This is a genomic window from Pseudomonas sp. FW305-25, assembly GCF_017351415.1.
In the GTDB taxonomy this organism is placed as follows: domain Bacteria; phylum Pseudomonadota; class Gammaproteobacteria; order Pseudomonadales; family Pseudomonadaceae; genus Aquipseudomonas; species Aquipseudomonas chlororaphis.
Genome location: NZ_JACNDE010000013.1, coordinates 1 through 24,367 on the forward strand (window position 1 = coordinate 1; position 24,367 = coordinate 24,367).

A 24,367-nucleotide genomic window follows, 5' to 3' on the forward strand; every position below is an offset into this window, starting at 1 on the left:
CTTGCCCGCGATAGGCTTTACCTGATGACACCATAGCGCGAGGGCCTTGCACCCTCGCGCTTTTTTGTCGGTCAATCAGTCTCGATCCGCGAGTGTTTGCGCGTATCTTTCATGGTGATGTAGACCAGCAGCGACACGGCGATGCAGGCGGTGACATACCAGTAGTAACCGGTTTCCATGCCGACGCTCTTGAACCACAGCGCGATGTATTCGGCGGTGCCGCCGAAGATCGATACGGTCAGCGCGTAGGGCAGGCCCACGCCCAGGGCGCGGATCTCGGTCGGGAACAGCTCGGCCTTGACCACCGCGTTGATCGAGGTGTAGCCGCTGACGATGATCAGCGCCGCCATGATCAGAAAGAACGCGCCCCACCAGCTCTGGACGGTGTGCAGGGTGGTGAGGATCGGCACGGTGAAAAGGGTACCGAGGATGCCGAAGGCGATCAGGATCGGACGGCGGCCGATCTTGTCCGACAGCGCGCCGACCACCGGTTGCAGGCACATGAACAGGAACAGGGTCGCCGCGGAAATGGTGGTGGAGTCGGAAATGCTCATGCCGACGGTGTTCACCAGGTATTTCTGCATGTAGGTGGTGTAGGTGTAGAAGGCCAGGGTGCCGCCCATGGTCAGGCCGACCACGGTCATCAGCTCTTTCGGATGACGCATCAGGGTGCGCATCAGGCTTTCTTTCGGCTTTTCCTTCTTCTTGGTGAAGGACTCGGTTTCTTCCATGCCACGACGCAGGTACAGCGCGACGATCGCGCACAGGGCGCCGATGCCGAACGGAATGCGCCAGCCCCAGGATTGCAGCTCTTCGGTGGTCAGCACGTTCTGCAGCACGATCAGGACCGCCAGGGCGATGAGCTGGCCGGAGATCAGGGTCACGTACTGGAAGCTGGAGAAGAAACCCCGACGTTCCTTGGTCGCCATCTCGCTGAGGTAGGTGGCCGAGGTGCCATATTCACCGCCGACCGACAGGCCCTGCATCAGGCGCGCCAGCACCAGCAGGATCGGGGCGCCGACGCCAATGGTCTCGTAGCCGGGAGTCAGGGCGATGATCAGCGAGCCGAAGCACATCAGCAGCACCGAGGCCATCAACGCGGCCTTGCGGCCCTTGCGGTCAGCGTAGAGCCCCATCAGCCAGCCGCCGATCGGACGCATCAGGAAGCCCACGGCGAAGATCGCGGCGGTGTTCAGCAGTTGTGCGGTGGTGTCGCCCTTGGGGAAGAAGACTTTGGCGAAGTACAGGGAGAAGGCGGCGTAGACGTACCAGTCGTACCACTCGACCATGTTGCCGACCGAACCGCTGAAGATCGATTTCAGGCGGCTGGCGGTGGTCTTTTCTTTGGCAGGCGCAGCTGCCGACCCAAGAGGCAGGGTTTGCGAGTTATCCATGACGGATCCTTCATTTAATTGTTTTTGTGGAGCGCGCCGAAACGCAGCCTGCTGGAGCTATAGCAGGAGCTGTGCCAGGAGCCGAAAGGCCCGGTTTAGAAGGGTCTTGAGATTTTAATGAGCGGAAATCCGCTCATTGGCGAAAGTGCGTGAGCGGAAAATTGCCGATGAAGGTGGTGTGGGTGAGGGCGTCTTCGCGAGCAAGCTCGCTCCTACAGAAGCTACGTGATCCCTGTAGGAGCGAGCTTGCTCGCGATAGGACCTCGGGCATCACTCCTCCCCGAGAAACATTTCCCGCGCCAGCCCATGGCGCTGCATCTTTTCATTGAAGGTGCGGCGCGGCAGTTGCAGCTCAACGAGCACCGCCTTGATGTCGCCCTTGTGCCGGGTCAGCGCGGCCCGCAGGCATTGCGCCTCGAAAGCTTCCTGCTGCGCCGCCAGGGACTGGCCGGGGTCGATGGTTTCCGGCTCGGGCTCGCCCAGGCCAAGCACCTGGCGTTCGGCGACGTTGGCCAGTTCGCGCACGTTGCCCGGCCAGTCGTGGCTCAGCAGGCGGCTCAACTGCGCCCCGCTCAGGGGCGCGACGCTACGGCCCAGGCGCTCGGCGGCGGCGTGGGCGAAATGTTCGTACAGCAGCGGGATGTCCTCGCGCCGCTCGCGCAGCGGCGGCAGGCGCAGTTGCGCGACGTTCAGGCGGTAGGCCAGGTCTTCGCGAAAACGCCCGGCGCGGGCTTCGTCCAGCAGGTCCGGCTTGGTCGCGGCAATGATCCGCAGGTCCACCTCGATGCTCTGGTTGGACCCTAGGCGTTCGAGCTTCTGTTCCTGCAGCACCCGCAGCAGCTTGACCTGCTGGGCCAGCGGCATGCTTTCGATCTCGTCGAGGAACAGGGTGCCGCCGTCGGCGTATTCCAGCTTGCCGATGCGCTTGCCCTGGGCGCCGGTAAAGGCGCCGCTTTCATGGCCGAACAGTTCGGCTTCGAACAGTTGCTCGGGGATCGCCGCGCAGTTCAGGGCGACAAAAGGTTTGTCGGCGCGCGGCCCGAAGTCGTGCAGGCAGCGGGCGACCAGTTCCTTGCCGCTGCCGGTCTCGCCGCGGATCAATACGTTGACCGGCAGCGCGGCCAGGTCGACCACCTGGCGCCGCAGGGTCTGCAAGGCGCGGGACACGCCGAGCAGGGTGGAGTCGATTTTCTCCCGGGTATCGGCCTGTTCGTGCAGGCGTCGGTTCTCCAGGATCAGGCCGCGTTTGTCCAGGGCCCGGCGCAGGCTGCTCAGCAGGGTTTGCGGGCTGAAGGGTTTTTCCAGGAAGTCGTAGGCGCCGTCGCGCATCGCTTCCACCGCCATCGGCACGTCGCCGTGGCCGGTCAGCAGGATCACCGGCAGGTCGGCGTCGCGCTGCTGCACTTCTTTGAGCAGCTCCAGGCCACTGATGCCGGGCATGCGCACGTCGCTGAGGATCACCCCGGGGAAGTCCCTGGGCAACCGGGCCAGGCAGTCCTCGGCGCGACTGAACAGCTGCACCGCGAAGCCCGACAGGTTCAGCCATTGTTCGACGGCGGTGCGAATACTGGCTTCGTCGTCGACCAGCATCACCGAATTCAACATGGGATATGTGCCTCCAGGTCGATGGGCAGGCTCAGGGTGAAGATCGCGCCCTGGCCTTGATTGCCGGCGCTCAGGCGCCCGCCCAGTTCGTGGACGATAGCGTAGGACACCGCCAGGCCGAGGCCCAGGCCGTCGCCCACCGGCTTGGTGGTGAAGAACGGATCGAAGACGTTCGGCAGGTGTTCTTCGGCGATGCCGCCACCGCTGTCGATGACGCTCAGGCTCCACAGCTGCTGGTCGGCTTCGAGGCGGATTTCCAGGTGCTTGAGGGGCTTGTCGCGCATGGCGTCCAGGGCGTTGCGCAGCAGGTTGATCAGCACCTGCTCCAAGCGTATGGCATCGCCGCGGACCCAGGCCGGGCGCATCAGTTGCAGGTGTGTGTCGATCTGTTCGTCGCGCAGCCGGGTGTCCAGCAGTTGCAGGGCCTGATCCACCACCGCCGCCAGGTCCAGGCGTTCGCGCAGGCCGCTGGGGCTTTTGCGGGCGAAGGTTTTCAGGTGGCCGGTGAGGCTGGCCATGCGGGTCAGCATATCGTCCAGCGGTTTCAGGGCCTGGTAGGCCTCGTCGATCCGCCCGTGATCGAGCAGCAGGCGCAGGGTGGCCAGCTGCATGCGCTGGGTGGTCAGCGGTTGGTTGATTTCATGGGCCAGGGCCGCGGACATCTGCCCCAGGGCCGCCAGCTTGGCCGATTGCACCAGGCCGTCCTGGGCGGTACGCAGATCGCGAGTGCGCTCCTCGACCAGGCGTTCGAGCTCCTCGCGGCTGCGCTGGCGCAGCCTGGCCAGGCGCCAGCGCTGGTTGAGGAACAGCAGCAGGAACACCAGGGTCAGCCAGGCGCCAGCCGCGGCCAGGCCGGCATTGCGGCGGTCCTCAAAAGCGATCTGCGGGCGGCGCAGCAAATGCAGGGTCCAGCCTTCGGTGGCCAGGGGCAGGGATTCCCACAGGTAGTCGACGCTGCCGTCCGGGCCCTCGACCCGGGTCAGCGTACTGTCGTCGTCAAAGCGTCGCAGCGGCCGGTGTTCGAGCGGCGTCAGCCGTTGCTTGTCGTATTGCCGGGTGGCCTGGAGTTCGGCGCGGTCGCTGTCCGACAACGGGCGCAGCTGGCGATAACGCCAGCCCGGCTGGTTGGCGATGAACACGATGCCCCGGGCATCGCTGACCAGCAGGGTGTCGCTGCCCTGGCTCCATTCGCGCTCCAGTTCGGGGAACTCCAGTTTCACCACCATGGCGCCGAGGAACTGCTCCTGCTCGCCCTTGACCGCGCTGGAGAGGAAATAACCGGGAATGCCGCTGGTGACGCCCACCGCATAGAAGCGTCCGCTGCCCTGGCTGCGGGTCTGGCTGAAGTAGGGGCGAAAACCGTAGTTGTGCCCGACATAGCTGCTGGGCAGGCGCCAGTTGCTGGCGGCCACGGCGAGGCCGGTGTGGTCCAGCAGTTCCAGGGTCGAGGAGCGGGCGGCGCCGTTGATTTGTTCCAGTTTGCGGTTCAGGGCGTCCTGCTGTTGCGGGCCGACCGGGCCCTTGAGTGCCGAGCGCAGTTCCGGGTCCAGCGCCAGCACGGCGGGCAGGGCGCGGTAACGCTCGATCAGGGTATGCAGGGAGTTGGCATACAGCGCCAGTTGCTCGCTGGCGCGGGCGGCATCGTCCTCCAGCGCCTGGCGCTCGGCATGGCGCATGGCGAAGGTCGCGCTGACCATGGCGCCGGCGAGAATCACCAGGGTATAGAAGGTCAAGCGCAGCGGGCGGGAGATCTGGACCATGAGTCAAGGGCAGGCTGAAAGGGGGCAGGAAAGATAACACGCCTGTCCGAGGCTTCGTTGATCGTGGACAGTCCTTGCCCGGCCAGGCATGAAAAAGGCGGCGCTGCTCATCGAGCAACGCCGCCTTGGGTAACAGCAAGCAGCGCTTACTGCACTTCTACCGCCAGGCTTTCACTGATCTTTTTCTGCCAGATGGCAGGACCGGTGATGTGCACCGACTCGCCTTTGCTGTCGACCGCGACAGTGACTGGCATGTCTTTGACTTCGAACTCGTAGATCGCTTCCATGCCCAGTTCGGCAAAGGCCAGGACCTTGGACTTCTTGATCGCCTGGGCTACCAGGTAGGCAGCGCCGCCGACGGCCATCAGGTACACGGCCTTGCTGTCCTTGATCGCTTCGATCGCGGTCGGGCCGCGCTCGGACTTGCCGATCATGCCCAGCAGGCCAGTCTGCTCGAGGATCTGGCGGGTGAACTTGTCCATCCGCGTCGCGGTGGTCGGGCCAGCCGGGCCAACCACTTCGTCACCGACCGGATCGACCGGGCCGACGTAGTAGATGAAGCGACCCTTGAGGTCCACCGGCAGGGTTTCGCCCTTGTTCAGCATCTCGACCATGCGCTTGTGCGCGGCGTCGCGACCGGTGAGCATCTTGCCGTTGAGCAGGACGGTTTCGCCCGGCTTCCAGCTCTGCACTTCTTCCGGGGTCAGGGTGTCGAGGTTGACGCGACGGGCCGACGGACCGGCTTCCCAGACGATTTCCGGGTAGGCGTCCAGAGGTGGCGCTTCCAGGGACGCAGGGCCCGAGCCGTCGAGCACGAAGTGCGCGTGACGGGTTGCGGCACAGTTCGGGATCATGCACACCGGCAGGGAGGCGGCGTGGGTCGGGTAGTCCATGATCTTCACGTCGAGCACGGTGGTCAGGCCGCCCAGGCCCTGGGCGCCGATGCCCAGCTGGTTGACCTTCTTGAACAGCTCCAGGCGCATCTCTTCGATACGGTTCTGTGGGCCGCGGGCCTTCAGTTCGTGGATGTCGATGGATTCCATCAACACTTCCTTGGCCATCACCGCGGCTTTCTCGGCGGTGCCGCCGATACCGATGCCGAGCATGCCCGGCGGGCACCAGCCGGCGCCCATGGTCGGAACGGTTTTCAGCACCCAGTCGACGATCGAGTCGGACGGGTTGAGCATGGCCATTTTCGACTTGTTCTCGGAGCCGCCGCCCTTGGCCGCCACGTCCACTTCCACGGTGTTGCCGGGAACGATGGAGTAGTGGATGACCGCCGGGGTGTTGTCCTTGGTGTTTTTACGAGCGCCCGCCGGGTCGGCGAGGATCGAAGCCCGCAGGACGTTTTCCGGCAGGTTGTAAGCGCGACGCACGCCTTCGTTGATCATGTCGTCCAGGCTCATGGTCGCGCCGTCCCAGCGCACGTCCATGCCCACGCGTACGAATACGGTGACGATACCGGTGTCCTGGCAGATCGGGCGGTGGCCGGTGGCACACATGCGCGAGTTGATCAGGATCTGCGCCATGGAGTCACGGGCCGCTGGCGATTCTTCGCGCAGGTAGGCTTCGTGCATCGCCTGGATGAAGTCCACGGGGTGGTAGTAGGAAATGAATTGCAGGGCGTCGGCAACGCTCTGAATCAGGTCGTCTTGCTTGATCACGGTCATGAGTCGCGCTCCTCTAAAAGACGGGAACATTTAATAAGGTGCTTGCAGCTTGGGTGCATCGGTCGGTTGCAAGCACCTTCAAGGCACGCCGGACACACTGGCGCGACGCTAAAAAGGCGCGGCAGTATACCGCGCCTCGGAGCCGGGCACACGCGCCGGCAGTCAAACCAAAGTCGCATGCCGGGGATGCGCCAGTCGGGGGATGGCGCCAGGCATGACGGTGGGCGCGGCCCCGGGCCGGATGGCGCTGGGCGGGAACAAAAATGGGATAGTTATTTTTTGGCGACACCACTAAAGTGGCAAGTGGCCTGTAGGGTAGGAAACTCTTTAAAGCCCCCTTTCGCATGGTGAGTCAACGATTGACCCATAACGCTATCCAGAGTCTTTTACTCAAGCGCTTCGTTCTTGCGGCGGGTACCTATGGACTGGCGTTGCTGCTGCTCTGGCTGGCCATTTTCAGTGGCTACTATTCGGCGCCGGTGCATTCGGCGCTGATCGATACCGGCCTGGTGGTGCTGAGCCAGGCGCTGCTGTTCTGGCTGTTTGTCTCCGGACGCAACCTGCGCTTTCGCGACCCGAGCCTGACCGAGATCCAGATACTCCTGGCCATCGGCTGGCAGACCTGGCTGCTGGCCCACCTCGATACGGCGCGCGGCACCTTCCTGGTGTTCTATCTGTTGACGCTGCTGTTCGGCCTGTTCCACCTTCCGCGCCGGGCCTTCGTGCGCTGTGCCCTGTGCATTTTCATCGGCTTTGCCGGAATCACGCTGTGGGACGGCTACCACTTCCGGCTGGCCGATCCGATGCTCGCCGTCCTGCAGGTGTGCGTGCTGTTCGCGGTGCTGATCTGGCTGTGCCTGTACGCCAGCTATGTGCAGACTTCCCGGCAGCGCATGCGGCAACGGCGCTTCGCCTTGCAGGCGCACCAGGACACCTTGCGCGGCATGATGCGACAACTGGAGGATCTGGTTGCCACCGACGAATTGACCGGCCTGTACAATCGACGGCATTTCCTGCGGCTGGCGTCGCGCGAACTGCACGCGATGAGCCTGGAGCAGATGCATGGCCTGGCGCTGATCGACCTTGATCACTTCAAGCGGATCAACGACGTGCATGGCCATGCCGCGGGCGATCAGGTGCTGCAGGCGTTCGCCGCCGTAGCCAGCGCCTGCTTGCGCGATGGTGATGTATTGGCCCGCTACGGCGGCGAGGAGTTTGTCATGTTGTTGCCCGATTGCGATCCTGAGCGCCTGACCTCCTGCTGCGAGCGTCTGCGCGTGGCCTTTATGGACGCCCAGTTGATCGGGGTCGAGGTGCCTGGCCTGAGCCTGTCCGTCGGCATGACCCTGGTGGAGCTGGGCGACGACCTGGACGATGCCCTGCAACGTGCCGACCAGGCGCTGTATCGGGCCAAGCGCGACGGACGCAATCGCTGCGCCGCGGCCTGGGAAAATATCGATGCCTGAGCTGCGTGTCGGTGAGCGGCAGTGGTCGGTGGTCGCGGGCAGCAATCTGCTGGATGCCTTGAATCAGGCCGGCGTGGCGGTGCCTTACAGCTGCCGCGCCGGCAGTTGCCACGCCTGCCTGGTGCACTGCGTCGAGGGCCTGCCCAGCGACAGCCGGCCCGATGCCTTGAGCGACGATCAGCGCCAGCGCGGCTGGCGGCTGGCCTGTCAGTGTCAGGTGGTGGAAGACCTGCGGGTCGAAACCTACGACCCGCTGCGCGATGGCGCGCCGGCCGAGGTGGTCGGTGTGGACTGGCTGTCGGCCACGGTGCTGCGCCTGCGTTTGCAGCCGGAGCGCAACCTGCGTTATCAGGCCGGCCAGCACCTGGTGCTGTGGACGGCTTCCGGCGTGGCGCGGCCGTATTCGCTGGCGAGCCTGCCTGGCGAAGACCGCTTTCTTGAGTTCCACCTCGATTGCCGCCAGCCCGGCGCGTTCAGCGACGCGGCGCGCCAGCTCAAGCCCGGCGATGGGTTGCGTCTGGGCGAGCTGCGCGGCGGGGCACTGCACTACGACCCGGACTGGCAAAACCGGCCATTGTGGCTGCTGGCGGCGGGCACCGGGCTGGGGCCCTTGTTCGGTATCCTGCGCGAGGCTTTGCGCCAGGATCATCAGGGCGACATCCGCGTCATTCACCTGGCCCATGACGCCAGCGAACATTACCTGGCCAAGCCCCTGGCGGCGCTGGCGGCGAGCCACGCCAACCTCAGTGTCGAGCTGTTGACCGCGACCGAGCTGCCAGCGGCTTTGGCACAACTGCGGCTTGTTTCACGGCAAACCCAGGCTTTACTCTGCGGGCACCCCGACAGCGTCGATGCTTTCGCCCGACGCTTGTACCTGGCGGGGCTGCCGCGCAATCAACTGCTGGCCGACGTATTCCTGCCCCGCGGCTGAGCGCTGATCCGTCCTGAGCGAGACCACCCATGACCGATACCATCCTGCTTGAACGCGAGGGCGGGCTGCTGACCCTGCGCCTGAATCGCCCGGACAAGAAAAATGCCCTGACCCGGGCCATGTACAGCCAGCTGGCCGAAGGGCTGCGGCAAGCCGACGCCGACCCTGAGGTCCGCGCGGTACTGCTCAGCGGCAGCAGCGACTGCTTTACCGCCGGCAACGACATTGCCGACTTCCTCCAGCAACCACCTACCGGTCTCGACAGCCCGGTCTTCCAGTTCATGCTCAGCCTGTTCGAATGCCGCAAGCCGGTGGTCGCCGCGGTCGCCGGGCCGGCCGTGGGGATCGGCACCACCCTGCTGCTGCATTGCGACCTGGTGTACGTCAGCCGCGATGCCCGGTTGCGCATGCCTTTCGTCAATCTCGGTTTGTGCCCCGAGTTTGGTTCCAGCCTGATCCTGCCGCGCTTGCTTGGGCAGGCCAGGGCCGCCGAACTGTTGCTGCTGGGCGAAGGTTTCAGCGGTGAACAGGCTGCGCAGTGGGGCATTGCCAACCAGGCCTTGGCCGATGGTGCGGCGACCCTGGACAAGGCCCGGGAGATGGCGCTGCGTTTCGAGAAGCTGGCGCCGCAGGCGGTGCAGATCAGCAAGCAGCTGATGCGTACGCCCGATCGCGAACAGCTGCGCAAGGTGATCGAGGAGGAGGGCGCCCTGTTCACCCAGCGCCTGCATTCGCCGGAAGCGCTGGCGGCCTTGTCGGGCTTTTTCGCTAAAAGCTGAAATCGGCACCGCTCGTGTAGCCGCTGCCGGAGGTTGCGATCGATTTGGACGGCATTCCGACGAAGGGGGCGTAAGGTCCCAAGATCGCTGAAGGCCTGGCGGCCTCATCGCAGCCTGACGGCAGCGGCTACAGGTTCGTGAGTTCCATAAATATGCCCTCCATAAAAAAGCCCCGCAGTCTTCACTGCGGGGCTTTTTATTGTTGCGTCAGGTGGCTTAGACCATCGGGTCGCCAACGTGCAGGATCTTCATGCCGTTGGTGCCGCCGGTGGTGTGGTAGCTGTCGCCCTTGGTCAGGATCACCCAGTCGCCTTTCTTCACGACGCCGCGCTTGACCAGCTCGTCGATGGCCTTCTGGCTGACTTCGCTTGGCGGCAGGGACGCCGGGTCGAACGGGATGGTGTAGACGCCACGGAACATCGCGGTGCGGGCCTGGGCTTCGCGGTGCGGGGTGAACGCGTAGATCGGCACCGAGGAACGGATACGCGACATGATCAGCGGGGTGTAGCCGCTTTCAGTCAAGGCGATGATCGCCTTCACGCCCGGGAAGTGGTTGGCGGTGTACATGGTGGCCAGGGCGATGCTCTCGTCGCAGCGCTCGAAGGTCTTGCCGATGCGGTGGCTGGAGGTCTTGCTGGTCGGATGCTTTTCCGCGCCGATGCAGATGCGGTCCATGGCCTGGACGGCTTCGAGCGGGTAGGCGCCGGCGGCGGATTCGGCCGAGAGCATCACGGCGTCGGTGTAGTCGAGCACGGCGTTGGCCACGTCGGACACTTCGGCGCGGGTCGGCATCGGGTTCTGGATCATCGACTCCATCATCTGGGTCGCGACGATCACCGCCTTGTTGTGGCGACGGGCGTGCAGAATGATTTTCTTCTGGATGCCCACCAGCTCGGCGTCGCCGATTTCCACGCCCAGGTCGCCACGGGCCACCATCACGGCGTCGGAGGCCTTGATCAGGCCGTCGAGGGTTTCGTCGTTGGCCACGGCTTCGGCGCGCTCGATCTTCGCCACCAGCCAGGCGGTGCCGCCGGCCTCGTCGCGCAGTTGGCGGGCGTACTCCATGTCAGCGGCGTCGCGCGGGAAGGACACGGCCAGGTAGTCCAGGTCCATGGCCGCGGCCAGCTTGATGTCGGCCTTGTCTTTTTCGGTCAGGGCCGGGGCGGTCAGGCCACCACCGCGACGGTTGATGCCCTTGTGGTCCGACAGCGGGCCGCCGATGGTCACGGTGCAATGCAGTTCGGTGCTGGTGGCGGTGTCGACGCGCATCACCACGCGGCCGTCGTCGAGCAGCAGCTCGTCGCCCACGCCGCAGTCCTTGACCAGGTCCGGATAGTCGATGCCGACGATGTCCTGGGTACCTTCGGTCAGCGGGTGGCTGGTGGAGAAGGTGAACTTGTCACCGATCTTCAGCTCGATGCGCTTGTTGGCGAATTTGGCGATACGGATCTTCGGGCCTTGCAGGTCACCCAGCAGCGCGACGAAGCGCCCATGCTTGGCGGCCAGGTCACGCACCAGCTTGGCGCGAGCCTTGTGCTCGTCCGGGGTGCCGTGGGAGAAGTTCAGGCGGGCGACGTCCAGGCCAGCCAGAATCAGCTGTTCGAGAACTTCCGGCGAGTTACTGGCCGGGCCAAGGGTAGCGACGATTTTGGTACGACGGACGGACATGCAAAGACTCCTGAGTTCAAGCGCAACGAGAGGCTACTATGGTCCGCAGCTGTAGTCATTGTTCGTTTGCACTACTTATTCGTTTGTTTCTTTAAACGAACATTCCTGAAGATTTTCCAACGCGGGTCGATAACGTGCACAAGACAGGAGAACCCCCATGCGATTCGTGCTCATTGCTGCCCTGGCCGTCAGTGTTGTCGGCTGTACCCGCTGGTCGATGGACCATCATCTGAATACCGCCTACCGCGCCTACGACGCCGGCAACTGCGAACGGGTGATGCTCGAACTGAGCCAGGTCGATCGCACAAGTCGTTCGCGCCCTTATATCCAGCCCGAGGTATCGATGCTGCGCGGACAGTGCCTGGAGCGGCAGAAGCTGTTCCTCGATGCCGCGCAGACCTACCAGTACATCATCACCGAACACCCGAGCAGCGAGTACGCCTACCGTGCCCGCGCACGCCTGGAAACCCTGCAGCAACTGGGTCATTACCCTTCGCGCAACAGCGCTCAGGCGCGTCCGACCGCGTTGTAATACTCGTCATCAGGCTATTGCTGATCCCGCGTGAGCCTTGAGCTAACATCTGTGGGCCTGTTTTAGAGTATCGTTTCTAAAATGGGCCGGCCGGGGCCGACAGTCCTCGGCGCGACGATGCGCAATGACCTTCCTAAATAGCGATGCATGACATGTTCACGGACCGGCGGATCGAGCGGCACCAGTTGCCGTGTTTTTTGAAAGTCTTCAATCGGCTGACCGATCGACCCATCGGTTATCTGGGCAACGTTTCCGAAGATGGCTTCATGTTGATCAGCCAGTTGCCGATGCTGATCGGCGCCGATTTCGAGTTGCGCCTGCAGGTTCCCGGCCGCGACGGCCAGCTGCAACCGATCGAGATCACCGCCTCTTGCCGTTGGTGCCATGAAGATGTCACGCCCCATCATTACGACACCGGCTTCGTGCTGCTGCGTTCGCCTCCCGAGTACCGCGAGCTGGTGACGGCCTTGCGCAGCTACTTCAGTTTCTACCCGGTGCAGACCTCCGCCTGACCGCTACAGGGTCCCGGCCTTTTTCCAGCTGAGGTAACGGGTCACCAGTTCCGCCCCCAGTTCACCCGGCCGCACATCGAGCAGGGCAACGCCCTGGGCGCTCAGGCGTTCATGCAGGTCGGTGCGGGCATTCAGGTAATTGATCGTGCCGCAGTAGGTCAGGGCATCGGGCAGGTTGTGCACCGGCGCCTGGCGCAACTGATCGAGGACTTCCTCGCGCAGGCTGGCCACCAGCACCCGGTGCTGGCGCCCGAGGCGCTTGACCGCGGTCAGCAGTTCCTCGTCGTCTTCGTCCCGCAGGTTGGTCACCAGCACTACCAGGGCCCGGCGTTTCTGCCGGGCCAGCAGCTCGCTGGCGGCGGCCTGGAAGTCGGCGCAGCGCTGGCTGCTGTCCAGGTCGTAGACGGTGTTGAGCAAGGCGCTCAACTGGCCCGCGCCCTTGACCGGCGCCAGATAGCGGCGGCGTTCGCCGGCAAAGGTGCAGAGGCCTACCGCGTCGCCCTGGCGCAAGGCGACATAACTGAGCAGCAGGCAGGCGTTGAGCGCGTGGTCGAAATGCGCCAGTTCGCCGTCCTGGCTGCGCATGCGCCGTCCGCAGTCGAGCATGAAGACGATCTGCTGGTCGCGTTCGTCCTGGTACTCGCGGGCAATCGGCGTGCGTTGCCGGGCGGTGGCTTTCCAGTCGATCTGGCGCAGGCTGTCGCCCTCGCGAAACTCGCGCAGCTGGTTGAACTCCAGGCCCAGGCCACGGCGCGGCTGTTGCCGCACGCCGATCTGGTTCAGCCAGTTGTCGACGGCCAGCAGCCGGGCGCCGTAGAGGCGGGCGAAATCCGGGTAGACGCGCGTGCTGTCGTCGAGCTTCAGCAGCCGACGCGCCGACCACAGGCCCAGCGGGCTGGGCAGGCTGACCTCGCAGCGCTCGAAGTTGAAATGGCCGCGCTTGAGCGGGCGCACCCGATAACCCAGTTCCTGCGACTGGCCCGGCTCCAGGAGCAGCGACTGCGGCAGGTATTCGAAGCCCAGGCCATCGGGCACATGATCGAACAGCTCCAGGGTCAGCGGCTGGGTAAAGTCGTGGCGAACCTCTAGGCGCACTTCGCTCCAGCGCCCCAGGGGCAGGCTGCCGGGCAACTGGCGTCGGAGCTGGGGCGAAGGCAGGCGCCTGAGCCGGAAGGCGTCCAGCACGGCCAGCAGCAACAGGGCCAGGAGCAGGCCCCAGGCAATCGCTTGCAGGCTGGCCGCGACCGCCAGGCCGTAGGCCCGCGCAGCGCCGAGCAGCACGTCCAGCGCCAGCAATACGCCGAGCCAGGTCAGAAACAGACGTGAGGGTTTCATCGCTTTGGCGGGCTCACAGTCGCGGCGCCGGCACTTGATCGAGCAGTTGCTTGAGCACCTGCTCCACCGACAAGCCTTCGATATCCAGCTCCGGGGCGATCCGCACGCGATGCCGCAGCACCGCCAGGGCGCAGCCCTTGATGTCGTCCGGAATGACGAACTCGCCGCCGCGCAGCAAGGCCCTGGCCCGGGCCCCACGGACCAGGGCGATCGACGCCCGCGGCCCGGCGCCGAGGGTCAGCCCCGGCCAGCTGCGGGTGGCCCGGGCCAGCCGCACGGCATAGTCGAGGACCTGCTCGTCCAGCGGCAGGTCGCTGGCGATCCGCTGCAGGGCCAGCACGTCCTTGGCCTGCAGCAGGGTGCGCAGCGGCTGCACGTCGAGCATGTCGGCCCGGGGTGAGCGGGTGACCTGGCGGACCATGTGCAATTCCTGGTCGCTGTCCGGGTAATCCATGCGCAGCTTGAGCATGAAACGGTCGAGTTCGGCTTCCGGCAGCGGGTAGGTGCCTTCCTGTTCGATCGGGTTCTGCGTGGCCAGGACCATGAAGGGCTGGGCGATGGGCAGCGCCCGGCCTTCGAGGGTGACCTGGCGCTCCTGCATGGCTTCGAGCAGGGCGGCCTGGGTCTTGGCCGGCGCGCGGTTGATCTCGTCGGCCAGCAGTAAGTTGGTGAACAAGGGGCCCTTGCGCAGCTTGAACTGCTCGGTCTGCAGGTCGTAGACCGCATGGCCGGTGACGTCGCTGGGCATCAGGTCCGGGGTGAACTGGATGCGCGCGAACTCGCCGCCAAAGCAACGGGCCAGGGCGCGCACCAGCAAGGTCTTGCCCAGCCCGGGCACGCCTTCGAGCAGCACGTGGCCACCGGCGATCAGGGCGGTGAGCACGTCGTCGATCACCGCGTCCTGGCCGATCACCGCCTTTTGCAGTTCGTGGCGCAGGGCCTGGGCCAACTGGCTGGCGCGCTGGCGTTGCTGGACGGCATGCGCTTGCGCATGACCGGGCTCGGTGGCGGGAAGCGGTTCGGCGGGAAGGTCGCTCATAGGGCATTCCTGAGAGTTTGCAGGTGGGTGACCAGGCGGCTGAAGTCGGCGCTGGAAAGGCGTTGTGCCGGCTGGGGAGCCAGGGCCTGGCTGATGACGCTGTCCGGTTGCCGGGTAAGGCGGGCCAGGACCTGCCCTTGTTCGGCGGCGGTGAGTCGTTCGAAACCGGGATGACAATGCTGGGCGCGGCGCAGAATGTCCTGCTGCAGGCTATGCAGCAGCCCCTGCTGACCGGTGTGGCGCAACAGGAAGTGGGCGCTGGCTTGCAGGTGCTCGCGCAACTGGCGCCGGGCCCTGGGCATCGGAGCCTGCATCGGTCCGTGGCGAACCCCGACATGCCACAACCACAGGCCGAGCAGTGCCGCCAGGGCCACCAGTGCCTGGGGGAAGTACTTCAGCAGCAGGCTCCAGAGGCTGTCGTGATCGGTGTCGAACAGCAGGGTGACGTCGCTGTCGGCGCTCAGGTACCAGAGCAGCCAGGCGTTGTCGTACTTGGCAATCAACGGCGTCTTCCAGATCTCGGCGTCGGTGAGCACGGTCACCGAACCCTGGCCGTAGCTCAGTTGCATCATGTGGGTGGCCCGGGCGCTGTTGGCCCAGGACTGGGCGAGGTTGTCCGGGTCTTCCAGGTGGAAGTCGGTATCGAAACCGATGTAGGCCGGCGCGTCTTCGTCTTCCAGGTAGAGCTTGGTCAGTTTCGGGTAGGGCTCTTTGCCGGCGCCTGGCGGCGGGGCTTTGAGGTCCTTGCTGAGAAACTGGCGCAGGTGCAGGCGATCGAGCAACAGGTCGCCGCTGCGTCCGGCCTCTTTGTTCCACAGCGCTTCGGCGACGAACAGCAGGCGCCCGCCGGCCCTGGCCCAGTCCAGCAGTTGCTCGACCTGCTGCGGCGTCATGTTCGAGCGCTCGCCCAGCAGCAACAGGCTGTTCTGCTGCGGCTTGAGGGTCGGCAGCACCTCCAGGCCGTTGGCGTGGTGAACCTGCAAGCCGCGCTGGCGCAGGAACATTTCCGCCGCCAGGTATGGGTTGGCGCGGGCTTGCGGGGAGGGGCCGTGATCGATGGTTTCCTGGTAGGGCCTGGCGTTGAGGTAGAGGTACAGCAGCAAGCCGCCGAGCAGGCCAGCGACCAGTAGCGCGAGCAGCGGCAGCAGGCGCCGGTTCATCGTGGGGTTCCCGGGCCGAACAGGGTGCGCCAGCCATCGCACAGTTCCTGCTTCAATTGCGCGGGAGGCAGGCGATGACCGTAGGCCAGGTTCTGCCAGTGCTGGGTCAGGCTGTTGCTGAACGCCTGCAGTTGGGGCAACTGCAAAGCCTTGATCTGCTCAAGGACCTGGCCCTCGGTGTCCGCCGGTTTCAACGGCAGGCGGAAGTCATGCAGGAGCCGGCTCAGCAGCGCGCGGTACAACAGCCCGAGGGCTTCGCGTGGCTGCTGTGGCCAGAGCGCCTCGGCAGCGCTAGCGACATCCTCGGGCAAGGCGTCGGGGCTGAGGTCCAGGCCGAACAGCTGGTGCGGAGCGGCTCGCGCGGGTAGCTTGCCCGGCAGCGGACGGCGGCCGACAAAGGCCCGCAACCATTCACGATGACGCCACACCAGCAGGGCCAGCGCCCCCAGCAGCAGGGCCCAGAGCAGGATCTCCAGGGCCTTGGCCGCGACGCCAAAGGCCCTGCTGTCCAGCAGGTCGGTCAGGGCCTTGAGCCAGCCCGGTAGCTCAGATTGTTCAGCGCTTTTCGGGCTGTCTTCGTCGAACCGGTAACGGGTCACGGTCTGCGGGTTCTTGAAGGGCGGCTGGTCGAGGATCTGGTTGATGCTGTCTTTCGCGGCCTGGCTGGTCAGCGGCTGATCCAGCAGGCGCGGGCTGTCAGGGCCAGTGGCCGGCTCGGCGGCCCAGGCATCGGACGGCAGGGGTAGCAGGCTCAGGCTGCCCAGGACCAGCAGCAGGGCGGCGCCACTCAAGCGCTGCCGCAGGCGGCGCAGCACCAGTTCGATATCCCAGGCCTCCAGCAGCGTGCGGCGATTGAGGTAGAGGCTGAAGCCGCAGGCGACGTACACCGGCTCCCAGACAATCAGGACCAGCGCGTAAAAAGCGTTGGTCAGGTGTTCGAGCCAGAGCCAATCCTGCTCGGCGGCGGCAATCAGCGTCTGCCAGTCCCAGTCCAGCTCGATCTGTTGTGGCAGCAATAGATAGAACAACGCCAGCAGGCCGATCCACAAGATGCCTTCCAGGTGCACGCCGATCAGGGTCAGCCAGTGCGCGGCCCCGGCATTGCGCTGTTGCAGCACCCGCACCCGTTGCTGGCGCGCCTCGCCACTCAGGCCCTCGAGCTGCACCACGGGCATGATGAAACTGCGACTCAGGCTCAGGCGGCGCCAGGTCAGGCTGGCCAGCAGCTGCGGCTTGAGCAGCCTGGGCCATTGGCGCAGGGCCTGGCGCAAGGTCGGGGTTTCGCCGAACAGGGCCTTGGCGAGGATGTACAGCGGCAGCCGTTCGAAGGCCGGCTTGAGCCACCAGAACAGCAGCAGGGCGAGGGTAGGCGAGTCCCAGAGCAACAGGCTGAGCAGGGCGAATACCGGCAGGGTGATCAGCGCCCAGCTGGTCATCAGCAGGCGTCGGTGGCGCTGGCTCAGCAGTACTCCCAGGTCCATGGCTTCCCAAGTCGTGCGCGGGCGAATCACCACGCTGGCTTCACTCAGGCGCATGGCGGCGTCCAGCGAATATCAGGTAGGCCAGGACCAGCAGCCAGCAGATGCCGCCGACCAGGTATTTGATCCAGGCCGCGGGCCAGGTCAGGGAGGACCAATAGGCTTCGATAAAGGCAGCGATCAGCAGGAACAGGATGACCCCGCAGATCAACCGCACGCTGGTGCGCGCGGCCAGCAGCAAGGCTTCGCCGCGGGGCAGGCGTCCGGGGGCGATCAGCGCCCAGCCCATTTTCAATCCCGCCGCGCCGGCCAGGGCGATGGCGCTGAGCTCGAAGGCACTGTGGCCGACGACAAACGACCAGAAGGTGGCGCCATAGCCGATCTGGGTCAGGTGCCCGGCCACCGCGCCGATGGTCAGGCCGTTGAAGAACAGGAAGAACAGGCTCCCCAGGCCAAACAGCAGGCCGCTGGCAAAGGTCTGAAAAGCGATGCCGATGTTGTTCATGATGTAGTAGCCGAACATCATCCAGTCTTCGCCGGCGGCCCGGTTGGCGAGGCGGCCCAGGCGACTGGCATCTGGATCGTAGAGGCGTTGCATTTCGGCCACCTGTTGCGGGCTGACCACGCTGTAGATCAGTTCGGGCACCAGGTACACCAGCAGGCCGATACCCAGCAGGCTGCCAAAGAACACCAGGCTGGCGGCCAGGACGAAGCGCCATTGTTCGCGCACCAACTGCGGGAAACCGGCCAGGACAAAGCCCAGGACCCGGGCGCCCAACGGGCTGCGTTGGCGATAGAGCTGCTGATGGCCGCGCAGCGCCAGTTGCTGCAACGGGTCGACCAGGAAGCTGCTGTAGCCGCGTTCCTGGGCCAGGGCCAGGTGTTGGCACAAGCGGCGGTAATCCTCGGGGAAACGGGCATGGGTCTCGGGCGTCGCCTGGCCGCGTTCCAGTTGTTCGAGCTGTTCGCGCAGGCGCTGCCACAAGGCTTGATGACGGTTTTCGAACAGGCTCTGTTTCATGTCGGCCCCAGCAGTCCGCGGGCGATGCCATTGAGTTCGTCACGGGCCTGCGCGGGCGTTACATGCAGAGGTTCGGCGAGTAGCGCGGCCAGCTCCTGGACCCGGTCCGCGGACAGTTGTTCCTGGCGTTCGGCGAAGCTGAGGATGGCCCGTTGTTCAGTCAGGCTCAGGGCGAAGGCGGCGGTCCTGGCGGGCACTGCCGGCAAGGTCGGGCGAACCACCGGCTGCTCGCGGTAGATCACCAGGGTGCCGGCGGCCAGGTCGCCGAGGCGCTTGAAGGTCGGGTGTTGCAGGCAACTGATGGCGCCGAGGCAATAACCGAACGGCAGCATGTCGACAAAACGCAGCAGGTTGCGGGTCAGGGAAGGGCCCCAGCCGATGGGTGTGCCATCGTCCTGCACGACCCGCAGGCCCATCAGCTGCTTGCCTGGCGAGCAGCCCTGGTTCAACACCTCGAACAGCACCATGTACCACCAGCTGACCAGAAACAGCAGGATCGAGCCCAGCCCCATGCCGAGCTGGCCGAGAAACCCCAGGACAATAAACAGCACACCGAGGATCAGGCCACGAAAGCCCAGGTCGATGGCAAAGGCCAGGGCACGCGACATCAGCCCCGCCGGCCGCAGCGGCAGGTCGATGCCTTCTGGCGTTTCGACCTGGTAGCGGGTGTCCAGTGGCGGGGGCAATGCTTTCCCTGGCAGTGCTGTCGTCTCGAGCATAGGCAACTTGAGGCTGGCCTGGTGGCGATGGATGACCGCCTGATGCTAGCAGTGTCGGAGGGACGAACGACATCATTAACTGTGCCGCGTGACGTGCGCCGTTACCCTTGAATCATCACAAGGCTGGCCGCGGCTGGTGCCAAGCGCCTAGACTTTGCCGGTCTTTTGCTCAGGAACAGCCCGTGACTTCCATCTTCTGGTACGACTACGAAACCACCGGCATCAACCCGCGCTGCGATCGGCCGTTGCAGGTGGCGGGGATTCGCACCGACTTCGAACTCAACGAGATCGGCGAGCCAGTCAATCTTTACTGTCAGCCCAGCGACGACATCCTGCCTCATCCAGCGGCCTGCATGATCACCGGTATTACCCCGAGCCGGCTGGCCGAACAGGGGCTGAGCGAAGCCGATTTCATGACCCGGGTGCATGCTCAGTTGGCGGCACCGGGTACTTGTGGCGCCGGCTACAACACCCTGCGCTTCGACGACGAGATGACCCGCTACAGCCTGTACCGGAATTTCTTCGACCCTTATGCCCGCGAGTGGCAAGGCGGCAACAGCCGCTGGGACCTGATCGATGTGGTGCGCACCGCCTACGCCTTGCGCCCGGAAGGGATTGTCTGGCCGCGGGACGAGGAGGGGCGGGTGACCCTGAAGCTGGAGCGCCTGACCGCCGCCAATGGCATCGATCACGGACATGCCCACGAAGCGCTGTCCGATGTGCGCGCCACTATTGCCCTGGCCAGGCTGATTCGGGACAAGCAGCCGAAGTTGTATGAATGGCTGTTCCAGTTGCGCAGCAAGCAGAAAGTCATGGACCAGGTTCGTCTGTTGCAACCGCTGGTGCATATTTCCGGACGCTTTTCCGCGGCGCGCAGTTATGTCGGCGTGGTCCTGCCGCTGGCCTGGCATCCGCGCAACCGCAACGCCCTGATTGTCTGTGACCTGCACCTGGACCCACAGGGATTGCTCGACCTGGACGCCGAGACGCTGCGCCAGCGTTTGTATACCCGCCGCGAAGACCTGGCCGAAGGCGAGTTGCCGGTGCCGTTGAAGCTGATCCATGTCAACCGCTGCCCGGTCGTCGCACCGCTGAATGTATTGCGTGGCGAGGACCAGCAGCGTTTGCAACTGGACATGGCGGAATATAAGGCCCGGACGCTGCGGCTAAGTGACGCACAAGAAGTTTGGCGGGATAAACTTGCGGCAATTTATGCCAGCGAGGATTTTGCCCCCAGCATCGATCCCGAGCAGCAGTTGTACGACGGTTTTATCGGCGATCGCGACCGACGCTTATGCGAACAAGTGCGCAATGCCGAGCCGCTTCATTTAGGGCAAGAGCAATGGCCGTTCGATGATGAACGTTTGCCTGAATTATTATTTCGTTATCGCGCCCGTAACTTTCCTGAAACCTTGAACGGGGAGGAGCAAGAGCGCTGGAAGTCATTCTGTCAGCAGCGCCTGTGCGACCCGCAGTGGGGAGCGCCCAATACCCTGGAAAGTTTCAATCAGGCGGCTGCCGAACTACGGGTGAGTGCTACATCGATTCAGCGTCAGGTGCTGGATGAATGGCAGGATTACAGCCGGTCGCTGGCCCTGCGTTTCGGGCTTTGATTGTTCGGCTTAGTACATTCCGGGCATTTGCCGGAAATAAAAAAACGCCAGCAAGCTGGCGTTTTTTCATAAGGTCGCAAATCCCTCTGTGACGGGTATACGGCTTAACCCAGCAGGGTTGCCCAGCCTTCGACCACGTCGCCGCCCCACTTGGCTTTCCACTCTTTCAGGGTTTTGTGGTTGCCGCCCTTGGTTTCGATGACTTCGCCGTTGTGCGGGTTCTTGTATTGTTTGACCTTGCGTGCGCGCTTGGTGCCGGTAGTTTTGGCGGCAACACGTGGCGCCTTAACTTTCGAGTCCGGATCCAGCAGCGCGATGATGTCGCGCAGGGACTTGGAGTATTCACCCATCAGGGCGCGCAGTTTGCCTTCGAATTCCAGCTCGGCTTGCAGTTTGTCGTCTTGCGACAGGTTCTTCAAACGGGCTTGCAGCTCTTTGATAGCTTCTTCTGTGGCGCGGTATTCGTTGATCAGGGACATGAGAATTGCCTTATGTTGAGTGCTGAGTGGCAGGTGACAGTGGCGTAATAATAGTCAGGCAGTTTCCTCAAGTAAACAATAAAGCCAGCTTTTATTTAATTTGATTAGAGTGTTTAGCAAAGATCCTGATTGATGAGTTAAATATTGTGAACGAGTCCGCACGACTATTTCCCACAAAGTTATAGGACTATTTCCAAGTGTGACTGATTTCCCTCTCGCATCGGGCATGAGCCCTACAGACTGCTCAGAGGAATCGGATTCCGACATCACGAATACTGCAGTTTTGTCGCGCAATCGCTAGAATGGCGGCCTTTGCGAAGTTCTGGAGTTTCCCCCTCATGCGCACTTTTCGGTTGGTGATTTCCTGCCCGGACCGCGTTGGCATCGTTGCCAAAGTCAGTAACTTTCTGGCGTCCCACAACGGCTGGATCACCGAAGCCAGTCACCACTCGGATGACCTGAGTGGCTGGTTCTTCATGCGTCACGAAATACGTGCCGACTCTTTGCCGTTCGGCCTTGAAGCCTTTCGTGAAGCCTTTGCGCCGATTGCCGAAGAGTTCTCGATGGACTGGCGCATCACCGATACCGCGCAGAAGAAGCGCGTGGTGTTGATGGCGAGCCGTGAGTCCCACTGCCTGGCGGACCTGTTGCACCGCTGGCACAGCGACGAACTCGACTGCGAGATCTCCTGTGTGATTTCCAACCACGACGACTTGCGCAGCATGGTCGAGTGGCATGGCATTCCTTATTACCACGTGCCGGTCAACCCTCAGGACAAGGAGCCGGCGTTCGCCGAGGTCTCGCGCCTGGTCAAGCAGCACGACGCCGAAGTGGTGGTGCTGGCGCGCTACATGCAGATCCTGCCGCCGGAACTGTGCAGCGAATACGCGCACAAGGTGATCAACATTCACCACAGCTTCCTGCCGTCGTTCGTCGGCGCCAAGCCTTACCACCAAGCTTCCCTGCGTGGTGTGAAGCTGATCGGCGCGACCTGCCACTACGTGACCGAAGAGCTGGATGCCGGCCCGATCATCGAGCAGGACGTGGTCCGTGTCAGCCACAGCGACAGCATCGAAGACATGGTGCGTTTCGGTCGTGACGTCGAGAAAATGGTCCTGGCCCGCGGCCTGCGCTACCACCTGGAAGACCGCGTGCTGGTGCACGGCAACAAGACTGTCGTGTTCTGATCCAGAGTGTTCTGATTAAAAGCGCTCTGATCGAATCCGCCGGGCCCGGGCATTCAAGCCCCAGGTCCGGCGATTTTTCATGAGGATCGACCGATGAGTGATCCACTGGACAAAGCCACATCCAAGGCACCCGCCACCCTCGGCGAGGGCTGCCTGAGCCGTTACGACCCGGACGACATGAGCGTCGAGGACGGCACCGAGTTTCCCGGCGCCGCCGAGTTGTGGCAGCAGTTGCAGCAGGATGCCCCGGATACAGAGCCGCCTAAGCCTGCTTGAGCTTCATCAGGGTGCGCAGCAAGGGGCGCCCGACCATCATCAGGAATACCGGGCCGCCGGCCAGCAGATAGAAATAGTAGGTGACGGCCCGCCAGATCAGGATGGCCGCGGCCGCCGTCGATTTTCCCACCATGGGCGCCAGCAGCGCCGCCGATGTCAGCTCCGCCGCTCCCGCGCCGCCGGGCAGCAAGCTGAATTGCCCTGCGCTCAGGGCGAGCATCTGGATCAGAAAGGTCCAGGCCCATTGCAGGTCCACCCCCAGCCCGCGCAACGCCAGGTACAGCACGCTGTAGCGCAGCGCCCAATGCATGCAGGTCAGGGCAAAGACCCCCGTCAGGGTCTGCCAGGGCAGTTTCAGGCTATCGCCGAAGGCCTTGAGAAAATGCAGCCATTTGCGCGCCCGGCGCCGACGGGTCGCGGGGCGAATCTTGAAGGGCGCAAGCAGATGGCCACTGAGCAGGATCAGGCGACGGTGGTAGCGGGCTATCGCCAGGCAGATGCATAACCCGCCGAACAGCGAAAGGCTGCTGAGGGCCAGCAGCCATTCCAGGCGCTGGCTGAGGTTCTGGAACAGCGCGTAGAACAGGATCCCCAGCAGCGCGCAGAGGAAGAACAGCAGGTCGCTCAATTGATCCATGGCAAACACCGCGCTGCCGCGAGCCGGGCGCACGCCGTTACGCGCCAGCAGGGCCATCAAGGTCAGGGGGCCGCCACTGCCGCCGGGCGTGGCGCACATGGCGAACTCGGTGGACATCACTACTGCGAGACTCTTCCAGCGTCCCAGCCGGCCGCGGTGTCGACCCAGCAGCAGGCTCAGGCGCAGCGAATTGATGACCCAGCACAGCAGAATCATGCTCAGCATGCCCAGCAGCAACGGCAGGGAAAAACGCTGGACCCGCCCCCACAGTTCGCCGCCGCCCAGCAGCAGCGGGACCAGGAGCGCCGCCAACGAGGCCATGGCCAGCCAGATCGCCCGGCTCATGGGGTACCGCGTGCCCTTGGCGGCTGGGTGTCGAGCCAGTCGGCCTTGGTCAGTGGCTGGCGTCCTTGCTCCAGCAGGCGTTCGAGGGTGTCCAGCCAGTACTGGCGCGAGTCGGGGTGACGCATGTCCACCGGGTGCAGGCCGAGGCGAATCACCGCTGCCTGCTGCCAGCGTCGTTCGCGTTGCAGGCTGAGCAGCCGGGAGGCTTTGCGGCGCCAGGCGCTGCGGGCGCTCCACACCAGGCCGGGGGCGGCGATCGGCGAGAAGTCCGGCAGCCGGTACAGATGCTGCGGGCCGCTGGTGTAGCGCAGGGGCAGTTGGCGCAGGGCCTGGCGCGTACCCGGGCTCATCAGCCAGGCGGGGGCGACGAACCCCTGCAGGGGCCAGTTGTAACGCTGGAACAGTTCCAGGCCGGCATGCAGGCGTGCCAGGGCGGCGTTTTCCGAGAGGCTGTAGAACTCACCCTCATGGGTGTACACGCGACGCATGAACCAGTCATACGGGGTGCGCGGTGGCGGGCCCTCGTCGCAATGGAAGTAACCGTGCAGCACCAGTTCGTCGCCGCGTTCCAGGCGCGCGCTGAGCAGCCGGCGAAAGCCGGGATGAGCATCGAGCGGGTTGTGCCGGTGAAAATCCGGTACCACCAGCCAGGTCATCGGCACATTGCCCATGGCGTCGACGGCTTCGACGAAGGGTTGGTAGTCGATCCAGGTTTGTGGCGCGACATCGTGCAATACCAGCAGCACGCTGGGCATCCCGGC

The 24,367-nt window shown here is 64.3% G+C and carries 22 protein-coding genes; 8 read left to right on the forward strand and 14 right to left on the reverse strand.

Going from position 1 to position 24,367, the window contains the following annotated elements:
• Positions 1 to 71 precede the first annotated feature (71 nt).
• The 4 genes from J4E58_RS14450 to J4E58_RS14465 form a co-directional block, all read right to left on the reverse strand.
• Positions 72 to 1,394, reverse strand: coding sequence for an MFS transporter (locus J4E58_RS14450; RefSeq protein ID WP_007931214.1), 1,323 nt, complete (start codon positions 1,392 to 1,394; stop codon positions 72 to 74).
• Positions 1,395 to 1,664: 270 nt separating this feature from the next.
• The gene (locus tag J4E58_RS14455) at positions 1,665 to 2,999 is read right to left on the reverse strand and encodes a sigma-54 dependent transcriptional regulator (protein WP_087090202.1); all 1,335 of its coding nucleotides are present in this window, start codon (positions 2,997 to 2,999) and stop codon (positions 1,665 to 1,667) included.
• On the reverse strand, positions 2,993 to 4,759 hold the full coding sequence (locus J4E58_RS14460; protein ID WP_007931198.1) for an ATP-binding protein: 1,767 nt from the start codon (positions 4,757 to 4,759) through the stop codon (positions 2,993 to 2,995). The genes J4E58_RS14455 and J4E58_RS14460 overlap by 7 nt, the downstream gene beginning before the upstream one ends.
• Before the next feature lie 146 nt (positions 4,760 to 4,905).
• A complete protein-coding gene (locus J4E58_RS14465; protein WP_087090204.1) occupies positions 4,906 to 6,429 on the reverse strand; it encodes a fumarate hydratase in 1,524 nt (507 codons plus the stop codon).
• A gap of 359 nt (positions 6,430 to 6,788) precedes the next feature.
• Here J4E58_RS14465 and J4E58_RS14470 point away from each other — a divergent pair, with 359 nt between their 5' ends.
• The 3 genes from J4E58_RS14470 to J4E58_RS14480 are packed head-to-tail and all read left to right on the forward strand — an operon-like array spanning position 6,789 to position 9,605.
• Positions 6,789 to 7,895: a diguanylate cyclase gene (locus J4E58_RS14470; RefSeq protein WP_087090206.1), complete on the forward strand. Its 1,107-nt coding sequence runs from the start codon at positions 6,789 to 6,791 to the stop codon at positions 7,893 to 7,895.
• The gene (locus J4E58_RS14475) at positions 7,888 to 8,826 is read left to right on the forward strand and encodes an iron-sulfur-binding ferredoxin reductase (RefSeq protein WP_087090208.1); all 939 of its coding nucleotides are present in this window, start codon (positions 7,888 to 7,890) and stop codon (positions 8,824 to 8,826) included. The genes J4E58_RS14470 and J4E58_RS14475 overlap by 8 nt, the downstream gene beginning before the upstream one ends.
• Positions 8,827 to 8,855: 29 nt before the next feature.
• On the forward strand, positions 8,856 to 9,605 hold the full coding sequence (locus tag J4E58_RS14480) for an enoyl-CoA hydratase-related protein (RefSeq protein ID WP_053262416.1): 750 nt from the start codon (positions 8,856 to 8,858) through the stop codon (positions 9,603 to 9,605).
• Between the two features lie 216 nt (positions 9,606 to 9,821).
• Here J4E58_RS14480 and pyk read toward each other — a convergent pair whose 3' ends face one another.
• A complete protein-coding gene (gene pyk / locus J4E58_RS14485; RefSeq protein ID WP_007931191.1) occupies positions 9,822 to 11,273 on the reverse strand; it encodes a pyruvate kinase in 1,452 nt (483 codons plus the stop codon).
• Positions 11,274 to 11,430: 157 nt separating this feature from the next.
• On the opposite strand from pyk, the gene J4E58_RS14490 reads away from it, so the two are divergent.
• Entirely contained in the window at positions 11,431 to 11,805 is a 375-nt protein-coding gene (locus tag J4E58_RS14490; RefSeq protein ID WP_009045314.1) for a hypothetical protein, read from the forward strand.
• A gap of 152 nt (positions 11,806 to 11,957) precedes the next feature.
• Positions 11,958 to 12,317: a PilZ domain-containing protein gene (locus J4E58_RS14495; RefSeq protein WP_037035875.1), complete on the forward strand. Its 360-nt coding sequence runs from the start codon at positions 11,958 to 11,960 to the stop codon at positions 12,315 to 12,317.
• Positions 12,318 to 12,320: 3 nt separating this feature from the next.
• Here the strand turns inward: J4E58_RS14495 and J4E58_RS14500 are convergent, their stop codons facing one another.
• Genes J4E58_RS14500 through J4E58_RS14525 form a run of 6 tightly spaced genes read right to left on the reverse strand, consistent with a single transcriptional unit; the run spans position 12,321 to position 19,069 of the window.
• Positions 12,321 to 13,652, reverse strand: coding sequence for a DUF58 domain-containing protein (locus tag J4E58_RS14500; protein ID WP_007931181.1), 1,332 nt, complete (start codon positions 13,650 to 13,652; stop codon positions 12,321 to 12,323).
• Positions 13,653 to 13,665: 13 nt separating this feature from the next.
• Positions 13,666 to 14,691, reverse strand: a complete 1,026-nt coding sequence (locus J4E58_RS14505) for a MoxR family ATPase (RefSeq protein ID WP_087090210.1) — start codon at positions 14,689 to 14,691, stop codon at positions 13,666 to 13,668.
• Positions 14,688 to 15,851, reverse strand: coding sequence for a DUF4350 domain-containing protein (locus tag J4E58_RS14510; protein ID WP_087090213.1), 1,164 nt, complete (start codon positions 15,849 to 15,851; stop codon positions 14,688 to 14,690). Before J4E58_RS14510 ends, J4E58_RS14505 begins: the two co-directional genes overlap by 4 nt.
• Entirely contained in the window at positions 15,848 to 17,386 is a 1,539-nt protein-coding gene (locus J4E58_RS14515) for a DUF4129 domain-containing protein (RefSeq protein ID WP_087090215.1), read from the reverse strand. The genes J4E58_RS14510 and J4E58_RS14515 overlap by 4 nt, the downstream gene beginning before the upstream one ends.
• Positions 17,373 to 18,350 (reverse strand): stage II sporulation protein M, encoded by a 978-nt coding sequence (locus J4E58_RS14520; RefSeq protein WP_087090217.1) that lies wholly within the window; start codon positions 18,348 to 18,350, stop codon positions 17,373 to 17,375. Before J4E58_RS14520 ends, J4E58_RS14515 begins: the two co-directional genes overlap by 14 nt.
• The gene (locus J4E58_RS14525; protein WP_009045307.1) at positions 18,347 to 19,069 is read right to left on the reverse strand and encodes an RDD family protein; all 723 of its coding nucleotides are present in this window, start codon (positions 19,067 to 19,069) and stop codon (positions 18,347 to 18,349) included. Before J4E58_RS14525 ends, J4E58_RS14520 begins: the two co-directional genes overlap by 4 nt.
• Before the next feature lie 182 nt (positions 19,070 to 19,251).
• Between J4E58_RS14525 and sbcB the strand changes: the two genes are divergently transcribed.
• Complete coding sequence (gene sbcB / locus J4E58_RS14530) at positions 19,252 to 20,682, forward strand: exodeoxyribonuclease I (protein WP_087090219.1); 1,431 nt, start codon at positions 19,252 to 19,254, stop codon at positions 20,680 to 20,682.
• A 104-nt stretch (positions 20,683 to 20,786) separates the two neighbouring features.
• Here sbcB and mvaT read toward each other — a convergent pair whose 3' ends face one another.
• On the reverse strand, positions 20,787 to 21,161 hold the full coding sequence (gene mvaT / locus J4E58_RS14535; RefSeq protein WP_007931174.1) for a histone-like nucleoid-structuring protein MvaT: 375 nt from the start codon (positions 21,159 to 21,161) through the stop codon (positions 20,787 to 20,789).
• A 338-nt stretch (positions 21,162 to 21,499) separates the two neighbouring features.
• Between mvaT and purU the strand changes: the two genes are divergently transcribed.
• Complete coding sequence (purU, locus tag J4E58_RS14540) at positions 21,500 to 22,348, forward strand: formyltetrahydrofolate deformylase (protein ID WP_007931173.1); 849 nt, start codon at positions 21,500 to 21,502, stop codon at positions 22,346 to 22,348.
• A gap of 93 nt (positions 22,349 to 22,441) precedes the next feature.
• Complete coding sequence (locus J4E58_RS14545; protein WP_087090221.1) at positions 22,442 to 22,624, forward strand: hypothetical protein; 183 nt, start codon at positions 22,442 to 22,444, stop codon at positions 22,622 to 22,624.
• Here the strand turns inward: J4E58_RS14545 and J4E58_RS14550 are convergent.
• Positions 22,611 to 23,606: a lysylphosphatidylglycerol synthase transmembrane domain-containing protein gene (locus J4E58_RS14550; RefSeq protein ID WP_087090223.1), complete on the reverse strand. Its 996-nt coding sequence runs from the start codon at positions 23,604 to 23,606 to the stop codon at positions 22,611 to 22,613. The genes J4E58_RS14545 and J4E58_RS14550 overlap by 14 nt on opposite strands.
• Entirely contained in the window at positions 23,603 to 24,361 is a 759-nt protein-coding gene (locus J4E58_RS14555; RefSeq protein WP_087090225.1) for a DUF2334 domain-containing protein, read from the reverse strand. The genes J4E58_RS14550 and J4E58_RS14555 overlap by 4 nt, the downstream gene beginning before the upstream one ends.
• Between the last annotated feature and the right edge of the window lie 6 nt (positions 24,362 to 24,367).

Coding starts and splice junctions, on each gene's coding strand:
- J4E58_RS14475 (WP_087090208.1), top strand. CDS start 7,888: ATGCCTGAGCTGCGTGTCGGTGAGCGGCAGTGGTCGGTGGTCGCGGGC.
- J4E58_RS14555 (WP_087090225.1), bottom strand. CDS start 24,361: ATGCCCAGCGTGCTGCTGGTATTGCACGATGTCGCGCCACAAACCTGG.
- J4E58_RS14550 (WP_087090223.1), bottom strand. CDS start 23,606: ATGAGCCGGGCGATCTGGCTGGCCATGGCCTCGTTGGCGGCGCTCCTG.
- J4E58_RS14515 (WP_087090215.1), bottom strand. CDS start 17,386: ATGCGCCTGAGTGAAGCCAGCGTGGTGATTCGCCCGCGCACGACTTGG.
- J4E58_RS14500 (WP_007931181.1), bottom strand. CDS start 13,652: ATGAAACCCTCACGTCTGTTTCTGACCTGGCTCGGCGTATTGCTGGCG.
- pyk (WP_007931191.1), bottom strand. CDS start 11,273: ATGTCCGTCCGTCGTACCAAAATCGTCGCTACCCTTGGCCCGGCCAGT.
- J4E58_RS14525 (WP_009045307.1), bottom strand. CDS start 19,069: ATGCTCGAGACGACAGCACTGCCAGGGAAAGCATTGCCCCCGCCACTG.
- J4E58_RS14490 (WP_009045314.1), top strand. CDS start 11,431: ATGCGATTCGTGCTCATTGCTGCCCTGGCCGTCAGTGTTGTCGGCTGT.
- J4E58_RS14480 (WP_053262416.1), top strand. CDS start 8,856: ATGACCGATACCATCCTGCTTGAACGCGAGGGCGGGCTGCTGACCCTG.
- J4E58_RS14505 (WP_087090210.1), bottom strand. CDS start 14,691: ATGAGCGACCTTCCCGCCGAACCGCTTCCCGCCACCGAGCCCGGTCAT.
- J4E58_RS14520 (WP_087090217.1), bottom strand. CDS start 18,350: ATGAAACAGAGCCTGTTCGAAAACCGTCATCAAGCCTTGTGGCAGCGC.
- J4E58_RS14495 (WP_037035875.1), top strand. CDS start 11,958: ATGTTCACGGACCGGCGGATCGAGCGGCACCAGTTGCCGTGTTTTTTG.
- J4E58_RS14545 (WP_087090221.1), top strand. CDS start 22,442: ATGAGTGATCCACTGGACAAAGCCACATCCAAGGCACCCGCCACCCTC.
- J4E58_RS14455 (WP_087090202.1), bottom strand. CDS start 2,999: ATGTTGAATTCGGTGATGCTGGTCGACGACGAAGCCAGTATTCGCACC.
- purU (WP_007931173.1), top strand. CDS start 21,500: ATGCGCACTTTTCGGTTGGTGATTTCCTGCCCGGACCGCGTTGGCATC.
- J4E58_RS14460 (WP_007931198.1), bottom strand. CDS start 4,759: ATGGTCCAGATCTCCCGCCCGCTGCGCTTGACCTTCTATACCCTGGTG.
- J4E58_RS14510 (WP_087090213.1), bottom strand. CDS start 15,851: ATGAACCGGCGCCTGCTGCCGCTGCTCGCGCTACTGGTCGCTGGCCTG.
- J4E58_RS14450 (WP_007931214.1), bottom strand. CDS start 1,394: ATGGATAACTCGCAAACCCTGCCTCTTGGGTCGGCAGCTGCGCCTGCC.
- mvaT (WP_007931174.1), bottom strand. CDS start 21,161: ATGTCCCTGATCAACGAATACCGCGCCACAGAAGAAGCTATCAAAGAG.
- J4E58_RS14465 (WP_087090204.1), bottom strand. CDS start 6,429: ATGACCGTGATCAAGCAAGACGACCTGATTCAGAGCGTTGCCGACGCC.